Below are 14,727 nucleotides of genomic sequence, written 5' to 3'. Positions count from 1 at the left end.
TGACCAGGGGTTATCGGCGACACCCAGCCCCTCATAACTATGTAGTGAGTCTGTAAACACCGGCTTGTATGCACCAAGGGTGATCACTAAGCTGGCCGCTCTTTTTTACCGCCGTCCGGAATCACCATGTCTCGAAGTATCGCCCACCTCGCCCTGCTGCTGGGGTTGATCACCGCCGTCGGCCCGTTTGCCATCGACATCTACCTGCCGGCTTTGCCAACGCTGGGTGCCAGCCTGCATGCCTCGCCCGCTGCGGTGCAGATGAGCCTGACGGTGTTTTTCATGATCATCGGTGTGTGCCAGCTGTTCTACGGCCCGATCAGCGATGTGTTCGGGCGCAAACCGCCGATCTATGCCGGCCTGGTGATTTTTATCGTGGGCAGCATTGGTTGCGCCCTCGCCCCCTCCATCGAAGCGCTGATCGGCTTCCGGGCGTTGCAGGCCTTTGGCGCCTGTGCCGGGATGGTGATTCCCCGGGCAATTGTCCGTGACTTGTACACCGGCCATGAAGCCGCACGCTTGATGGCGTTGTTGATGCTGGTGGTGAGTATTTCACCGATCCTCGCGCCACTGGCGGGCAGCCTGATCATCGCGGTGTGGAGCTGGCGCGAAGTGTTTCTGGTGCTGGGTGTGGCCGCAGTGCTGTGCCTGATCATGACCGCCGTGCAACTGCCGGAAACCCACCCCGCCGAACGCCGCCTCGGCAAGACCCTGGGCAATGCGTTCGGCAGCTACGGCGCGTTGCTGCGCGATCCGGTGTTTACCGGGTTGTCGGTGGTGGGCGGCTTTGGCCTGGCGACGTTTTTCGTGTTCATCGGCAGCGCGCCGTTCGTGTACATCGAGTACTACGGGCTCACGCCGACGCAATTCAGCCTGTGCTTTGCCCTCAACGCAGCGTCGTTTTTTGCCCTTAGCCAACTGACGGCGCGCTTGAGTGCCCGCTTCGGTTTGGCCCCTCTGATTCGTTGGTCGGTGGCCGGCGTGGCGACCGTCATGACCTTGCTCGCCCTTACCACACTGTGGGGCAACAGCCTGCCATTGATGATGGCGCTGCTGTTTATCGGCTTTGGTTTCCTCGGCCTGCTATTGCCGGCGGCCGGCGTGTTGTCCCTGGAAGATCACGGCGCCGTCGCCGGTTCCGCATCGGCATTGTTGGGCGCGATCCAGATGATCACCGCGGCCGTGGCCATGTCCCTGGCCGGCCTGTTCGCCGACCACACACCGGCGCCGATGTTGATCGGCATCGCACTCAGCGCTGTGGCGGCGATGCTCACCGTGTGGTGGACGCTGCGTCGCCTGCCGGCGCACCTGCAGCCTCAGCCGCGTACCTGAGCAGTGGAAATGGGGGCCTCAGCCTGAAGCCCCATGCCCGCCAAATAGGCCCACGGGTAAATCCCCCGCTGATGCCCATCGCTGAAGATCAACTGCACGCCATACCCCTGGGGATGTACTTCCAGTACCCGAACACGGTCTGAAACCAGTGGCAGCATGCCTCTCAACCGAAAGGCCCTGCACTGTGAACACGGGCATTCACGGCGCAGACGGGCATGGTCGATCCATTGCACGCCTTCATGCCATTCCAGCCTCAAGCGTCCTTCATCATCGCGTCCAATGCTTTTCGGTGCGCTGTTCATTGCAGTTGCACCAAGGCAATGCGGACCGCCTTGCGCACTTCCGGGTCGCCATCGTCGGCGGCATCACGCAACGGACCCAGGGCTTGGCGATCACCCAATTCGCCCAGTGCCAGAGCGGCTTCCTTACGCAGATTGCTGATGCTATGGCCCAAGGTCAGGACCAGCCCGTGCAACGCCGGGGCATAGCGCAAGCGACCCAGGCTGCGGGTGGCGCGCAGGCGGACTTGCCAGTAGTCATCGGCCAGCGCCTTGAGCAAGGCGTCGCCTGCACTGGCACTGCCGACTTTGCCCAGGGTAGTCGCCGCCTCCTCCCGCACTTGCCAAGTGACGTCCTGCAACGCTTCAAACAGCGCGGGTAGCACCCGCTCATCACTGGCAAGACCCAGGGCGCCGGTGGCGGCGCGCCGGACTTCGGTGTCCGGGTCGCTGCTGGCTAATATCGCCAAGGCCTCCAGTGCCGGCAGGTGCTTTAGCCAGCCGAGCACGCCGACCGCTTCGCGGCGTACGCCAGCATCGGCATCCTTCAGCGCTAACAGTGCCGACGGCGCCGCAGCTTCAAGGCGCAACTCGCGCAAGGCACGAAATATCGCCGTGCGCACACTGACGTCGGCGTGGGTGGTCCAGGGCAATAGCAGTCGGCCCGCCTGTGTTGTCTTGAGCACGCTCAAGCTCTGGGCGGCTGCGTCACGCACCGATAACTCGGTGTCGGTCAGCGCCTGGCACAGCGCCTCGACCACTTCGTCTTCCTCCCAGGCTTCCAGCAGGCTGGCGGCCTGGGCGCGCACATCGGTGGCCGGGTCGTGGCGCAGGCTGTCCACCAGCCATACCAGTCCGTCGGGGTCTTCCAGGTCTGCCAGATCAATCAGGGCGATCCGGCGCATGCCGGCATCCGGCGCTTGCAGCCGGGGGCGCAGGGCTTCGATGTCGGGGTTTTCGGTTTCATAGGTCATATGGCAAATCGCGGTCTTGGGTGATCGTTGGGGAGCCCGAGTGGGTTCAGCCGTGGCAACTGGCGCCCGTCTTCGTGGTGCAACAGCTCAAGGCAATGGCGCTTGAGGTGGGTAAATTCCGGCGAGGTCATCAATTCGGTGCTGCGCGGCCTCGGGAAGGTCAGCAGGAAGTCTTCGATGATGCGCCCGGGCCGTGGGCTCATGACCAGGATGCGGTCGGCCAGGAACAACGCTTCGTCGATGTCATGGGTGACAAACACCACGGTGGTGCGGATACGCGTCCAGATGTCCAGCAGCAACGCCTGCATCTTCATGCGGGTCAAGGCATCCAGCGCGCCGAAGGGTTCGTCCATCAGCAGCAGGCCGGGGCGATTGATCAACACCCGGGCGATTTCCACCCGCTGTTGCATACCGCCAGACAGCTGGTTGGGCCAGCGCTCGGCAAAATCTTCCAGGCCCACCAGTTGAAGAATGTCATCGGCGGCAGCAAGACGCTCGGCCTTGCCCACGCCGCGCATCTTCAGGCCGAAGGCGACGTTTTCGCGCACCGAGCGCCATGGGAACAGTGTGTGTTGCTGAAACACCATGCCGCGCTGCTGGGACGGCCCGGCAACCGACTCGCCGTCCATTTCCAGGGTGCCCTGGCTCGGCGTGAGGTGCCCGGCCAGCGCGCCGAGCAAGGTCGACTTGCCACACCCGGACGGCCCGAGGATGCACACAAACTGGCCCGGCTCGATCCTGCAATCCAACGCTTTCACCGCCTCGAATGCCTGCTGCTTTTCGCCCAATACAATAGACAAGCCGCGAATCTCGACACGCCCTTCAAGTTGACTCATCAGGCTTTACCTCGTGGTCGATGCCAGGGGGTGAACAGTGCACCGAGGCGCTTGACCAACAGGCTGCTGCCCATGCCCAGCACCCCGATCAACAGCATGCCGACGACAATGTCGGCATAGTTCTGGATGGTGTAGGACTCCCAGGTGTAATAGCCGATGCCGTATTGGCCGGAGATCATTTCCGCCGTCACCAGGCAGAACCAGGAAGTGCCCATGCCGATGGCCAGGCCGGTGATGATGCTCGGCGCCGCGCCTGGCAGGATCACTTCCAGCAGGATCGCCCGGCGCCCTGCCCCCAGGCTGCGCGCCGAAGCGATCAGCCGTGGGTCGACGCCCTCCACGCCATGCACGGTGTTGAGCAGCACCGGAAACAGCGCGCCGGTGAAGGTAATGAAGATCATCGACAGCTCCGACGACGGGAACATCAGGATCGCCAGCGGAATCCAGGCCACCGCCGGGATAGGCCGAATCACCTCCAATGGCGGCAACAGCAGGTCTTCCGCCCACTTCCAGCGGCCAATCGCAATGCCCAGGCCGATGCCCACCACTGCGGCCGCCAGGTAGCCTTCAAACACCCGGGTCAAACTCGCACTCAGGTGCCTGGCGAGCTTGCCCGAGTCCGCCAGCCCAAGGGCGGCCTGCACCACGGAGCCCGGCGTGGGCACATTGGCAAAGGTCACCAGCCACAGGTTCCAGTGCTGGCTGGCCGCCAACTGCCAGAACAGCAGGCACAACAGCAATGAAGCGGCCTTGGGTAGCCAGCGCCATGGGGTGCTTGTCATGAACACGCTCCCTCAGCGACCGGCAACGGCCTGCGCGCCGGCGTCGGTAAAGTTGAACACCTTGCCGCCCTGAGCCTGGGCGAACTGCTGCGCCTGCCCCTTGAGCAGGAACGCGCTGAGTTGGCCTTGCTGATTGCTCGCAAACCACGCCTGGCTGGCCAACAGCTTGATGCCGCTGTCCTGGGCCTGGGCATAGACCGCGCGCACCGCTTTGCCTTGTTTGTTCAGGCTGTCCAGGGCGGTAAACGCCGCCTCGGCCGATGCGTAATCGCGCACTTTGGGCTCACCCTTGACCCAGATTTGCGCCACATGCTTCCAGTCGCTGATCGGTTTCCCGGTCAGGGCATCGTTGGCCTTCAGCGGGGATTGGGTGTAATTGCCCAATTGCGCCTCATAGTCCAGGCCAGATGCCTTGAACGCGGCACGGATGTACTGGTCATCGATAAAGGTATTGAGGTCCAGCCCACGGTCGGCCTTTTTCAGCAGCTTGAGGGTGTCGATCGCGGTGCCCACGGCCTGGCGGTATTCGGGTTTCCAGCTCAGGTCGCGCGTCTGCACGCCCAGTGGGCCATGGAACAGATAGTTGACCTCGGCTTCGACGCCGGTGACTTTTTCGATCAGCTCGCTGTACTTCTCCGGTTCTGCGGCCAGCAACTGATTGGCCTCGATACTTGCGCGCAGGTAGGCGATGGCCACTTCCGGGTACTGCTTGGCATAACGCTGGTCCACCAGCGCGCCGTGGAACGTCGGGGTGTCGGATTGCGAGCCGTCGTAGATTTTGCGGGCGAAACCCCGGTTGGGGAACAGTTCGCCAAACGGCACAAAGTCGGCATGGGCGTCGATCTTGTTGGCCTGCAACGCCGAGCCCGCCACTTCGGGCGCCTGGGCAATGATGTTGACGTCCTTGAGCGGGTCCCACCCCTGGGCCGCAACAGCGCGCAGCAACATGCCATGGGCCGTCGAGGCGAATGGCACGGAGATGGTCTTGCCTTTCAGGTCGGCCAGGGACTGGGCGCTGGAAGCGATCGGCACCACGATGCCGTTGCCGCTGCCCTTGATGTTGCCCGACAACACGCTGATAAACAGGCTGTGCTTGCCCGCCGCCTCGAACGCCACGCCATTGAAGGCGCCGGGGAAGTCGGCCATCGCGCCAAAGTCCAGTTTCCCGGCGACCATTTCATTGGTCAGCGGCGCGCCACTGGTGAAGTTTTTCCACTGCACGTCGTAGGTAGCGTCCTTGTACTTGCCGTCGTGTGGCAGGTACTTGTCCAACAGCCCCAGCTCGCGGATCAGCAAGCCGCCCGCCGCACAGTTGATGGTGGTGTCCTGGGTGCCGATGGCTACCCGGATCGTTTGGGCCTGAGCCGACAGGCTCAAGGAAGCCAGCACCAGGCCGGCCAAGGTTGCGCGCGATAACATTGGGTAATTCCCCTCGAATCATGGTTGAAAGAGTCGTCTCCGCCACGGTCTGGCGTGGTGGGAAACGAGGGGGTGTCACTCGGATGGCGTCCGGGGTTGGCGGATGGCGTTTGCGGCAGATCTCAGCGCAGCAGGTACGGGATCTCGACCTTGACTGCGCCGGTGGGGCAATCTTTTTCACAGGGCATGCAGTACCAGCATTCATCGAACGCCATATACGCTTTCTGCGTTGCCGGATTGATCGCCAACAGGTCCATCGGGCACACGTCGACGCAGACCGTGCAGCCTTTTTCGGCGATGCACTTGTCTTCATCCACCGTCACCGGGGCGTTGGAGCGGAAGAATATTTCCTGGGGCTGATAGGCCATTTCACGGTGTCCTTGGCGCTTTTGCGCTCTCTGGCTGTAGCGGTGCAACGCAGGTTCAGGCAGCCGCGTGGGCGCCGACCCGCAGGCGGTCGTAGGCCTGCAGCTCTTCGGCATCCAACGGAATTACATACGGCTCGACGGGTTTCTTGAAGCTGACCATCTGCCCGTCGTCGCCCTTTTTCAGGTGGCAATGGCAGAACCAGTCGGCGTCGTTGCGTTGCGGGTGGTCGACCCGGTAGTGGTACAGGCCCCAGCGGCTTTCGGCGCGGTACAGCGAGGCGCGGGCGGCCATTTCGGCGCAATCGCGAATCACGCTGGTTTCCATCGCGCGCATCAATTCATGGGGGTTGTGTGCCTTCATCAGGTCCAGGTCGCGCTCGATATCGGCAAAGCGTTGCAAGCCGATCTCCATCTTGCGGGTGACCTTGGGCGGTTGCAGGTAATCGTTGACGAAACGCCGCAGCTTGTACTCGACCTGGGCTGGCGGCAGGCCGGTTTCGCGGTCCAGCGGCGCGTAGACCCGCGCCTGCTCGGTGGCTACTTGCTGGGCATCCACCGCGCTGAATTCGCGCCCGGCCACAAAGCTTGCAGCGTTGGTACCGGCGAACCAGCCATAAGTGAACGCACCGAGCATGTAGTTGTGGGGCACGGCCGCCATGTCGCCCGCCGAATACAGGCCCTTGACCGACGTCTCGGCGCGCTCGTTGACCCACACGCCCGACGCCGAATGCCCGCTGCAAAAGCCGATCTCGGAGATATGCATCTCGACCATCTGGCTGCGGTAGTCGGTGCCCCGGTTGGCGTGAAACTGGCCCCGGCTGGGACGCTCGTTGCTGTGCAGGATCTGTTCGATGTTCTGAATGGTTTCCTCGGCCAGGTGATCGAGCTTGAGAAACACCGGACCGTTGCCGCTTTCGAGCTCCTGGTGGAACTCCCACATCATTTGCCCGCTCCAGTAGTCGCATTCGATAAAGCGTTCACCCTTGTTGTTGGCGGTGTAGCCACCCAAGGGCCCGGTGACATAAGCGCAGGCCGGACCGTTGTAGTCCTTGATCAGCGGGTTGATCTGGAAGCACTCCAGGTTCGCCAGCTCGGCGCCAGCGTGGTAGGCCATGGCGTAGCCGTCGCCGGCGTTGGTGGGGTTTTCATAGGTGCCCATCAGGTAACCCGACGACGGCAAGCCCAGGCGGCCGGCGGCGCCGCAGCACAGGATGACCGCCTTGGCCTTGATCACCTGGAAGTCGGCCGTACGGCAGTCAAACCCCATCACGCCGTTCACTGCGCCTTCGCTGTCGGTCAGCAAACGGGTGCAGACCAGCCGGTTGGTGATGTTGACTCGCGCCCGCTTGAGCTGGCGATACAGCACTTTCTTGATGTCGTGCCCTTCAGGCATCGGCAGCACGTAAGCGCCCATGTGATGGACTTTTTTCACCGCATAATCGCCGGTTTCGTCTTTCTCGAACTTCACGCCCCAGCGGTCCAACTGCTCGATGGTTTCAAAGCTGTGGGTCGCGTAGGCATACACCGCCGCCTGGTTGACGATGCCGTCGTTGGCGATCGTGATTTCCTTGGTGTACTGCTCCGGCGTGGAGTGGCCTGGAATAATCGCGTTGTTCAGCCCATCCATGCCCATGCTGATGGCGCCGCTGCGCTTGACGTTGGCCTTGTCGATCAACAGAACGCGTAAATCGCGGTTGGCCTCCTTGGCCTTGATCGCTGCCATGGGGCCAGCGGTGCCGCCGCCGATCACCACGATGTCGTATTCCAGTTCCAGGGTTTTGCGGCTCACGGGCGGCTACCTCGCTGACGGTCGATGCGCAGGCGGTACTGAAACGCATCGCCGCGGTAATACAGGTGTTCAAAGTCCACCGGCTGGCCGTCGGCGGTGTGGGTCAGGCGCTCGATGCGCATGATCGGCGAACCCGCCTCCACGTTCAGCGCCTGGGTCAGTTCGCTGTCGGCGAGCACCGCGTCAATCGCCACATCGGCGTGACCCAGTTGCAGGCCGCAGTCGTTCTCCAGGATCAGAAAGATGTCGCGGGTCACCAGGTCGGCGTTTTCCAGGCGTTCACCCAGGGCCTGGCTGAGGTAGGTGATTTCCAGCGACACCGGCTCGCGGTTGATCAGCCGTACGCGCTTGATCTGCGTGACAGTGGTGCCCTCCTCCACGCCCAGGCGCTCGGCCACCAACTTGTCAGCGGGCACAAAGCGGTAGCTGCGCAGACGGTTGATCACTTCATAGCCTCGCTCGGTCATGGACTCGCCCAACCCTTGCAGGGTGCTGACGTTCTGATAAGCCTTGGGCTTGGAAACGAAGGTGCCTTTGCCGTGGATCTTGTAGATCAGGCCTTCCTTTTGCAGATCACCCAGGGCCTGACGCACGGTGATGCGGCTGACTTTGAAACGCGATCCCAGCTCGCTTTCGGAAGGCATCTGGGTATTCGGCGCGTATTCACCATCAAGGATGCGGCTGCGCAGCAAATCCCGCAGTTGGGCATGCAGCGGAACGCTGGACAGAGGAGATAAGGCGACGGTTGATTCGTTCATCAGGACCACTTGTCATAACGAGTTATGACGTGATCATAAGGAGTCTTATGAAAGGCGCGGAAATACCGTTTTGGAATAAGGTTATGGACAGGAGAATCACGCTGCACCTAGGAAGTAGGTGCAGCGGACCAGCCAAATTTATAGAGCAGCGTCGATACCTGATGAAAAATCAGAAGTTGTAACTGACTCGGGTATAGAGGATCCGCCCAAACGGGTCGGCGTACTTGGGGTCGTACCCGCTCTGGAACGCGTAGGTCTGGTTGCTGAACGGCGGCGCGCGGTCGAACAGGTTCTTCGCGCCCAGGGTCACAGCCAGGGACTTGCTCCAGTTGTAGGTACCCGCCAGGTCCCAGACGTTGTAGGAGCCTACGGAATCATGGGTTTCCGGGTCCGAGTCGTGATACCCACTGGTGTAGCGGTTGGTCAGGCTGACGCCCAGCGGCCCGCGGGCCCAGGTGCCGGTCAGGCTGTGGCGCCAGCGTGCAACGGCGCCAGCGGTGGAGAATTCGCCGCCCCGAAAATCACCGAGTTTGTCGATGTAGTCGCCCTTGAGCTCCTGTTGGTATTTGTATTCGTTGACGTAGGTGCCTTGCAGGCCGATCCCGAAGTCACCGATGGCGGTGCTCGGGAAGCGGTAATCGAAACTCACATCCACACCGTTGGTCTTGGTTTCCCCGAGGTTGGCAAGGCCGGTAACGATGTGATCGATGGAGCCGTCAGCCTTGCGAATCAGGCGGTCGCCGTAGGCATCCGGGTCGTCGAATACCGAGGACTCAGGGAATTCGGCGATCTGGTTGGCGATGGTGATCCACCAGAAATCCAGGCCGGCACTCAGGCGCTCGATGGGTTGAAACACGAAGCCAAAGGTCACGTTACGTGCGGTTTCCGGGCTCAAGCTGCCGTTGCCGCCCGTTTGCCGGCGGAACTGCTGGGCGCAGTCGCGGTTGCCGATCCCGCCATTGGCCGGTGTACCGCCCGGGCACAGGCGCGGGTCGTTGTAGTTGGCCACGGTGTAGCTGGTGTAGGTCGGGTTGTACAACTCATACAGCGACGGCGCACGGAACCCTTCGCTGTAGGCGCCGCGAACCACCAGTTCTTTGAATGGCTGAAAACGGAACGAATATTTCGGGTTGGTGGTGCTGCCAAAGTCGCTGTATTTGTCATGACGCACCGCCGCGGACAGTTCCAGGCTGTCGAGCACCGGCACATTGACCTCGGCGTACTCGGCCGAGACGCTGCGATTGCCACGCACCGCGCCATTGGGGTCTACGCCGAGGCTCTGCACGGTCTCGGCGAATTGGGCGAAGTCCTGGTGAAAATCTTCCTTGCGGTACTCGCCACCCAGCGCCAGGCCTGTGGGACCTGCGCCAAACCAGTCGCCGATTTCACGGCTGACGCGACCGTCGATGGATTTGACCCGGCCAACGGCGGTGGCGTAATCGCCGTCGACGCGGCTGGAGGCGAGCAACGCCCTGCCCGCTTCACTCTGCGGCCCGAACGGGTTGATCACGCCGTTGGCGATACCCTGGCTGATGGTCTGGTCGTTCACATAACCGTCCAGAATGGTTTGCACCACTTTGTTCTGGTTGTAGGACGCACCGACGTTGTAGTCCCAGTTCGCCACGGTGCCTTCGAAGCTCAGCAGCAGGCGCTGACTGGTGTTGTCATCTTCGTGCTTGCGCGCCCCGGCGTCGGTTTCGCGCCAGTTCACATCCACCGGTTGTGTCGGATCCAGAGCGAAACCGGTGGGCCCCGGGGTGATGCCGTTGCCCGGATAGAACGCCGTACCCGGATTGACCTGGGCGCCCATCAGGGTGCCCGGGCCTATCTGCGTGCGGTTTTCGTTGCGCGCCCAGAAGTACTCAAGGCTCACGGTGTGGTCATCGGCCAGCTTGCCGGTGGCTTTGGCAAAGGCCGAGGTTTTTTCGGTTTCCGGCACCAGGTCCAGGTAACTCCACAGGCTTTGGCGGCAGATGCCATTGCGCGACAGCAACCCGGGGGAATTGCAGCCGGAGCCGGCCAGCGGGTTGGTCGCGTTGCTGCCCTGGCTCCAGTTCGCCGGGGCGGCAGTGCCCGAGGTGAAATCCAGGCCGCGACCGGGCTGGTAGTTGTAGGTGTAGTCGCGGTCCTTGGCGGCCAGGCGCGTCTGCTTGTCGTAGCTGACCACGCCAAATACGTTGAAGCGGTCGTCTTCCAGGTCGCCAAACCCATAACTGCCGCTGAAGTTATGGCTGTCACCACCGCCGGAGCGGGTCGGCGAATCGTAATTGGTCGAGAGCTGGCCCCCGGTCAGGCTGGTCTTGGTGATGAAGTTGATCACCCCACCGATCGCGTCGGTGCCGTACAGCGCCGACGCACCATCGCGCAGCACTTCCACACGGTCGATGGCGGCGAACGGGATGGTATTCAAGTCCACCCCGGAGCCGTTGGTGGTGTTGACGGCGTTGTTGCTCAGGCGCCGGCCGTTGAGCAGCACCAGGGTTTTGTTCGCGCCAATCCCGCGCAAGTCTGCAAACGCTGCACCGCCGCTGCTGGAACCCACCGAACGCCCGGAGCCAACGGAAGATTGGTTCGCCGAGATGCGGCTAATCAACTCCTCGGTAGTGCTTACACCCTGCTCGCGCAATTGCTCGACCCGCAGGATGGTCACCGGCACGGCCGTTTCCGCGTCCACCCGACGAATCGCCGAGCCGGTCACCGTGACTTTTTCCAGACGGTAGTCAGTACTTTTCTCCGCAGCCGGGACAGCATTGGTGGAGGTCACGGGCGCTGCGTGCACCGTCAGCCCCTGCTCGCTATCGCTGACCTGCAGGCCGCTGCCCTGCAACGCCTTGTCCACCGCTTGCAGGCTGCCCAAGTCTCCGCGAATGGGGGCGCTGCGCTTGCCCTGAACCAACTGCTGATTGAACGAAATCATCACGCCGGTCTGCCGGGAGATATCCAGCAGCACCGAATCGAGCGGGCCGCCGGCGATGTCAAAGCTGAACACCTGGCTGGCCGCTTCCTGGGCCATTACGCAGGTACTGCAGACACCCATCGCCAACGCCGCCGCCAGCGTCAGTCGAGGTAATTGTTGTTTGAATAAGAACATCGAGAATCTCCCTGTTGAATGTGTCTACAGGGGATGAGCAGCGGCAGACGCGTTTTTATAGGCCGGTGTTTAGGCGAAGATGCTATGAGTTTATAACCGGTTTAACGGGCCTCGATGCTCACCCAATAGGCGCTGTGATACGTCACGCGAATCGGCAACGAGTTCTGCAGCAACTGCAGGGTGCGGTCCGTATCGTCCAGCGGATAAATGCCGCTCAGGCGCAACTGCGCAACGTCAGGGCTGAGGCGCAGGATCCCGCGACGATAGCTGCGCAGGTTGTCGATCACTTCGCTTAACGCCCGGTCATGCACTTCAAGGCGTCCCTGGCTCCAGCCCGCTTCGTCGCCCTTGAACGGTCCGAGGCCGAAGGTGTGCTGTTCATCAAACCGAATGCTCTGCCCCGCCTCCACAAGTTGGCGCGCGCCTTCCCGGGTGACCACTTCGACCCGCGAATGCAGCATCACCAGACGGGTGGATGCTTCGTCGTGCTGCACCAGGAATCGGGTACCCAGCGCGCGAATCTGGCCATGTCGGGTTTGCACCACGAAGGGCCGCGCCGGGTCCTTGGCCACCTCCACCAGCAACTCCCCATCCCGTAACTCCAGCACACGCTGGTGTGCGTCGAAACGCGCAATCGCCCGGCTCTGTGCGTTCAACGTCAGCAAGCTGCCGTCATCCAGCGTGAAGTGTTTACGCTCCCCAGTGCCGGTGGACAGCTCGCCGGTATCGCCCGACCAGCCTTGGCGACGCCCGAGAAACAGCGCTGCCAACGCGACGATACCCAGGCTGCCAGCGACAAAACGTCGACGGCTGGACGGTGCTTTCAGGCTATGCAACAGGCGCTCGCTGGGCACTCCGTGTAATGCATGATTGCGCAACAGCCCCATGCCACTGCTCATTTGATCTATCACCTGGCGGTGACGAATGTCAGCCGCGCACCACGCCTCGAAGGCCTGCCGCTCCTGAGTGCTGGCGTGCTCCGATTGCAGCAGGGCCATCCACCGCGCGGCCTCCTCCACCACGGCCTCTTCCGCGCGCAAAAGGCTCATGGTTGGGCCATCGCCAGGTAACAGCGCTTGAAGGCATCGGCCATGTATTGCTGCACACGGCTGGTGGAAACCTGCAAGCGCTCGCCGATCTGGCTGTAGGTCAGGCCGTCCAGTTGATGGTAAAGAAACGCGGCCTTGGCTTTGGCAGACAGTCCGTCCAGCAGGCGATCCACGGCCAGCAAGGCCTCGATGACCAACGCCCGCTCTTCGGGTGACGGGTGCACCGGCACGGGCGCATGGGCCAGGCTTTCAAGGTAGGCACGTTCCAGGTCCTGCCGACGCCAGCCCTCGTAGACCAGGCGCCGGGCGATGGTGGTCAACAGCGCCCGAGGTTCGCGAATAGCGGCGGGGTCCGGTAGCGACAACACCCGCAGGAAGGTTTCCGAGGCAATGTCCTGTGCGCTGTGATGACACCCCAAGGTTCGCCTGACTGAACTGCACAACCACTGGTAATCCTTTTGGAACATCTGCCCAATCAATGGGTAACCGAGGGCCTGACTGACACCCATGCCTTGCTCCCTTACGAGACCTATCGCCCGTCTCAATAATCATCCGCCAACACCCCCTGAGTCGGGGCCTGGAATAAAGGCAGCGACTGTGCCGCAGAGGTATCGGGCTATGGAAGTAATAAAAAATCAGCTGTAGCTCTCAAATGAATATAAGCCCCTGCGCACATCGATTTGGCTGATGTCTGCTATTGGCCCGCAGGCGTTCATCCCCCCGGCAGGCGCTTTGTAGAATGGGCCCTACAGTCAAGCCACCACCTTCGTGGTGCCGGAGGTTCTCATGCGTTATTTGCTTATTGCCGTGCTGGGCCTGTTCAGCACACTGGCCATCGCCCAGGGCGAAGCCACGGCGCCCAGTGTGAGTGCCAGCGCACCCGCCAGCGAGGCGTACGACTACTCTCAGGACCTGGATATCGCCAAGGTGGTGCGGGTCAGTACCGAATCATCCACCGAGTGCGGTCCGGTCAAAGGCCACATGGTCTACATCGACAGCCACGGCGTGCGCCATGAGCTGGACTACACGCGCCTGGGCGATGCCTGCCAGCACGGTTGATCGCAAACCATTCGTCGGGCCTTGCGGGAATCGATTACAACTATTGCCGCGCGCAAAATTACTAATCCATAGAACCCGTTGTGATCTATGGAGATTGAGATGACTGACTACCCACGCCCACCTTTCGCCAGCCAGGCCCAATCCGTTCCCGGTTCGCAGAAGAAGATGGACCCCTACCCTGACTGCGGTGAAAAGAGCTACACCGGCTCCGGCCGCCTGGCCAACAAGATCGCCCTGATCACCGGCGCCGACAGCGGCATCGGCCGCGCCGTGGCGATTGCCTTTGCCCGTGAAGGTGCCGACGTAGCCATCGCCTACCTGGATGAACACGAGGACGCGAGGGAAACCGCGCGCTGGGTGGAAGAAGCCGGCCGCCAGTGCCTGCTGTTGCCAGGAGACCTCGCGCAAAAGGCCACCTGCCAGGCCATTGTCGACCAGACCGTCGAGCAGTTCGGGCGTATCGATGTGCTGGTGAATAACGCAGCGTTTCAAATGACCCATGAGACCCTGGAAGAGATTCCCGACGAAGAATGGGTCAAGACCTTCGATATCAACATCACCGCGATGTTTCGCATCTGCAAGGCGGCCCTGCCACATATGAAGGCCGGCGCGTCGATCATCAATACCAGTTCGGTGAACTCCGATATGCCCAAGCCCACGTTGCTGGCGTATGCCGCCACCAAGGGCGCGATTGCCAACTTTACCGGCGGCCTGGCGCAACTCTTGGGCAGCAAGGGCATCCGGGTGAACAGCGTGGCCCCGGGGCCGATCTGGACGCCGTTGATTGTCTCGACCATGCCCGATGAGGACGTGAACAGCTTTGGCAGCGAGACGCCACTGGGCCGCCCGGGGCAGCCGGTGGAGGTGGCACCGATCTATGTGCTGCTGGCCTCGGATGAGGCGAGTTACATCTCCGGATCGCGCTATGCCGTGACCGGTGGCAAACCGATTCTCTAAGGCAGGACGCCAATCCAATGTGGGAGCGGGCTTGC

General features: G+C 62.1%; 14 protein-coding genes. 3 read left to right on the top strand and 11 right to left on the bottom strand.

All coding sequences use genetic code 11. The features are described 5' to 3' along the window. The first annotated feature begins 126 nt into the window (after positions 1-126). On the top strand, positions 127-1,332 hold the full coding sequence (locus ACUN0G_RS28995) for a multidrug effflux MFS transporter (RefSeq protein ID WP_445575029.1): 1,206 nt from the start codon (positions 127-129) through the stop codon (positions 1,330-1,332). On the opposite strand, the gene ACUN0G_RS28990 is transcribed toward ACUN0G_RS28995, so the two are convergent. From ACUN0G_RS28990 to ACUN0G_RS28940, 11 genes are all read right to left on the bottom strand, one after another. Next, on the bottom strand, positions 1,317-1,634 hold the full coding sequence (locus ACUN0G_RS28990; protein WP_445575028.1) for a DUF971 domain-containing protein: 318 nt from the start codon (positions 1,632-1,634) through the stop codon (positions 1,317-1,319). The two genes, ACUN0G_RS28995 and ACUN0G_RS28990, sit on opposite strands and share 16 nt — an antisense overlap. Then, the gene (locus tag ACUN0G_RS28985) at positions 1,631-2,584 is read right to left on the bottom strand and encodes a HEAT repeat domain-containing protein (RefSeq protein ID WP_445575027.1); all 954 of its coding nucleotides are present in this window, start codon (positions 2,582-2,584) and stop codon (positions 1,631-1,633) included. The genes ACUN0G_RS28990 and ACUN0G_RS28985 overlap by 4 nt, the downstream gene beginning before the upstream one ends. Then, complete coding sequence (locus ACUN0G_RS28980; RefSeq protein WP_445575026.1) at positions 2,581-3,420, bottom strand: ABC transporter ATP-binding protein; 840 nt, start codon at positions 3,418-3,420, stop codon at positions 2,581-2,583. Before ACUN0G_RS28980 ends, ACUN0G_RS28985 begins: the two co-directional genes overlap by 4 nt. After that, the gene (locus tag ACUN0G_RS28975) at positions 3,420-4,202 is read right to left on the bottom strand and encodes an ABC transporter permease (protein WP_330565730.1); all 783 of its coding nucleotides are present in this window, start codon (positions 4,200-4,202) and stop codon (positions 3,420-3,422) included. Before ACUN0G_RS28975 ends, ACUN0G_RS28980 begins: the two co-directional genes overlap by 1 nt. Before the next feature lie 12 nt (positions 4,203-4,214). Beyond that, the gene (locus tag ACUN0G_RS28970) at positions 4,215-5,621 is read right to left on the bottom strand and encodes an ABC transporter substrate-binding protein (RefSeq protein WP_445575025.1); all 1,407 of its coding nucleotides are present in this window, start codon (positions 5,619-5,621) and stop codon (positions 4,215-4,217) included. Between the two features lie 122 nt (positions 5,622-5,743). Then, complete coding sequence (locus ACUN0G_RS28965) at positions 5,744-5,989, bottom strand: 4Fe-4S dicluster domain-containing protein (RefSeq protein ID WP_003217650.1); 246 nt, start codon at positions 5,987-5,989, stop codon at positions 5,744-5,746. Between the two features lie 55 nt (positions 5,990-6,044). Then, positions 6,045-7,778 (bottom strand): fumarate reductase/succinate dehydrogenase flavoprotein subunit, encoded by a 1,734-nt coding sequence (locus tag ACUN0G_RS28960; protein ID WP_445575024.1) that lies wholly within the window; start codon positions 7,776-7,778, stop codon positions 6,045-6,047. Beyond that, positions 7,775-8,536, bottom strand: a complete 762-nt coding sequence (locus ACUN0G_RS28955; protein ID WP_421524414.1) for a GntR family transcriptional regulator — start codon at positions 8,534-8,536, stop codon at positions 7,775-7,777. Before ACUN0G_RS28955 ends, ACUN0G_RS28960 begins: the two co-directional genes overlap by 4 nt. A 169-nt stretch (positions 8,537-8,705) precedes the next feature. Further along, entirely contained in the window at positions 8,706-11,627 is a 2,922-nt protein-coding gene (locus ACUN0G_RS28950) for a TonB-dependent receptor (RefSeq protein ID WP_445575023.1), read from the bottom strand. A gap of 101 nt (positions 11,628-11,728) precedes the next feature. After that, positions 11,729-12,676 carry a FecR domain-containing protein gene (locus ACUN0G_RS28945; RefSeq protein WP_445575022.1) on the bottom strand — a complete coding sequence of 316 codons (948 nt, stop codon included), beginning with the start codon at positions 12,674-12,676 and terminating at the stop codon, positions 11,729-11,731. Further along, positions 12,673-13,185, bottom strand: a complete 513-nt coding sequence (locus tag ACUN0G_RS28940; protein WP_421524417.1) for a sigma-70 family RNA polymerase sigma factor — start codon at positions 13,183-13,185, stop codon at positions 12,673-12,675. Before ACUN0G_RS28940 ends, ACUN0G_RS28945 begins: the two co-directional genes overlap by 4 nt. Positions 13,186-13,462: 277 nt before the next feature. Between ACUN0G_RS28940 and ACUN0G_RS28935 the strand changes: the two genes are divergently transcribed. Both ACUN0G_RS28935 and ACUN0G_RS28930 read left to right on the top strand, forming a co-directional pair. Beyond that, positions 13,463-13,735: a DUF2790 domain-containing protein gene (locus ACUN0G_RS28935; RefSeq protein WP_445575021.1), complete on the top strand. Its 273-nt coding sequence runs from the start codon at positions 13,463-13,465 to the stop codon at positions 13,733-13,735. 99 nt (positions 13,736-13,834) lie between these two features. After that, positions 13,835-14,692 carry an SDR family oxidoreductase gene (locus ACUN0G_RS28930; protein WP_421552663.1) on the top strand — a complete coding sequence of 286 codons (858 nt, stop codon included), beginning with the start codon at positions 13,835-13,837 and terminating at the stop codon, positions 14,690-14,692. Positions 14,693-14,727 lie beyond the last annotated feature (35 nt).

The organism is Pseudomonas sp. 32A (assembly GCF_052682255.1).
Note: the sequence above shows the minus strand (reverse complement) of the source record. Positions and strands in the feature narration are given on the sequence as shown.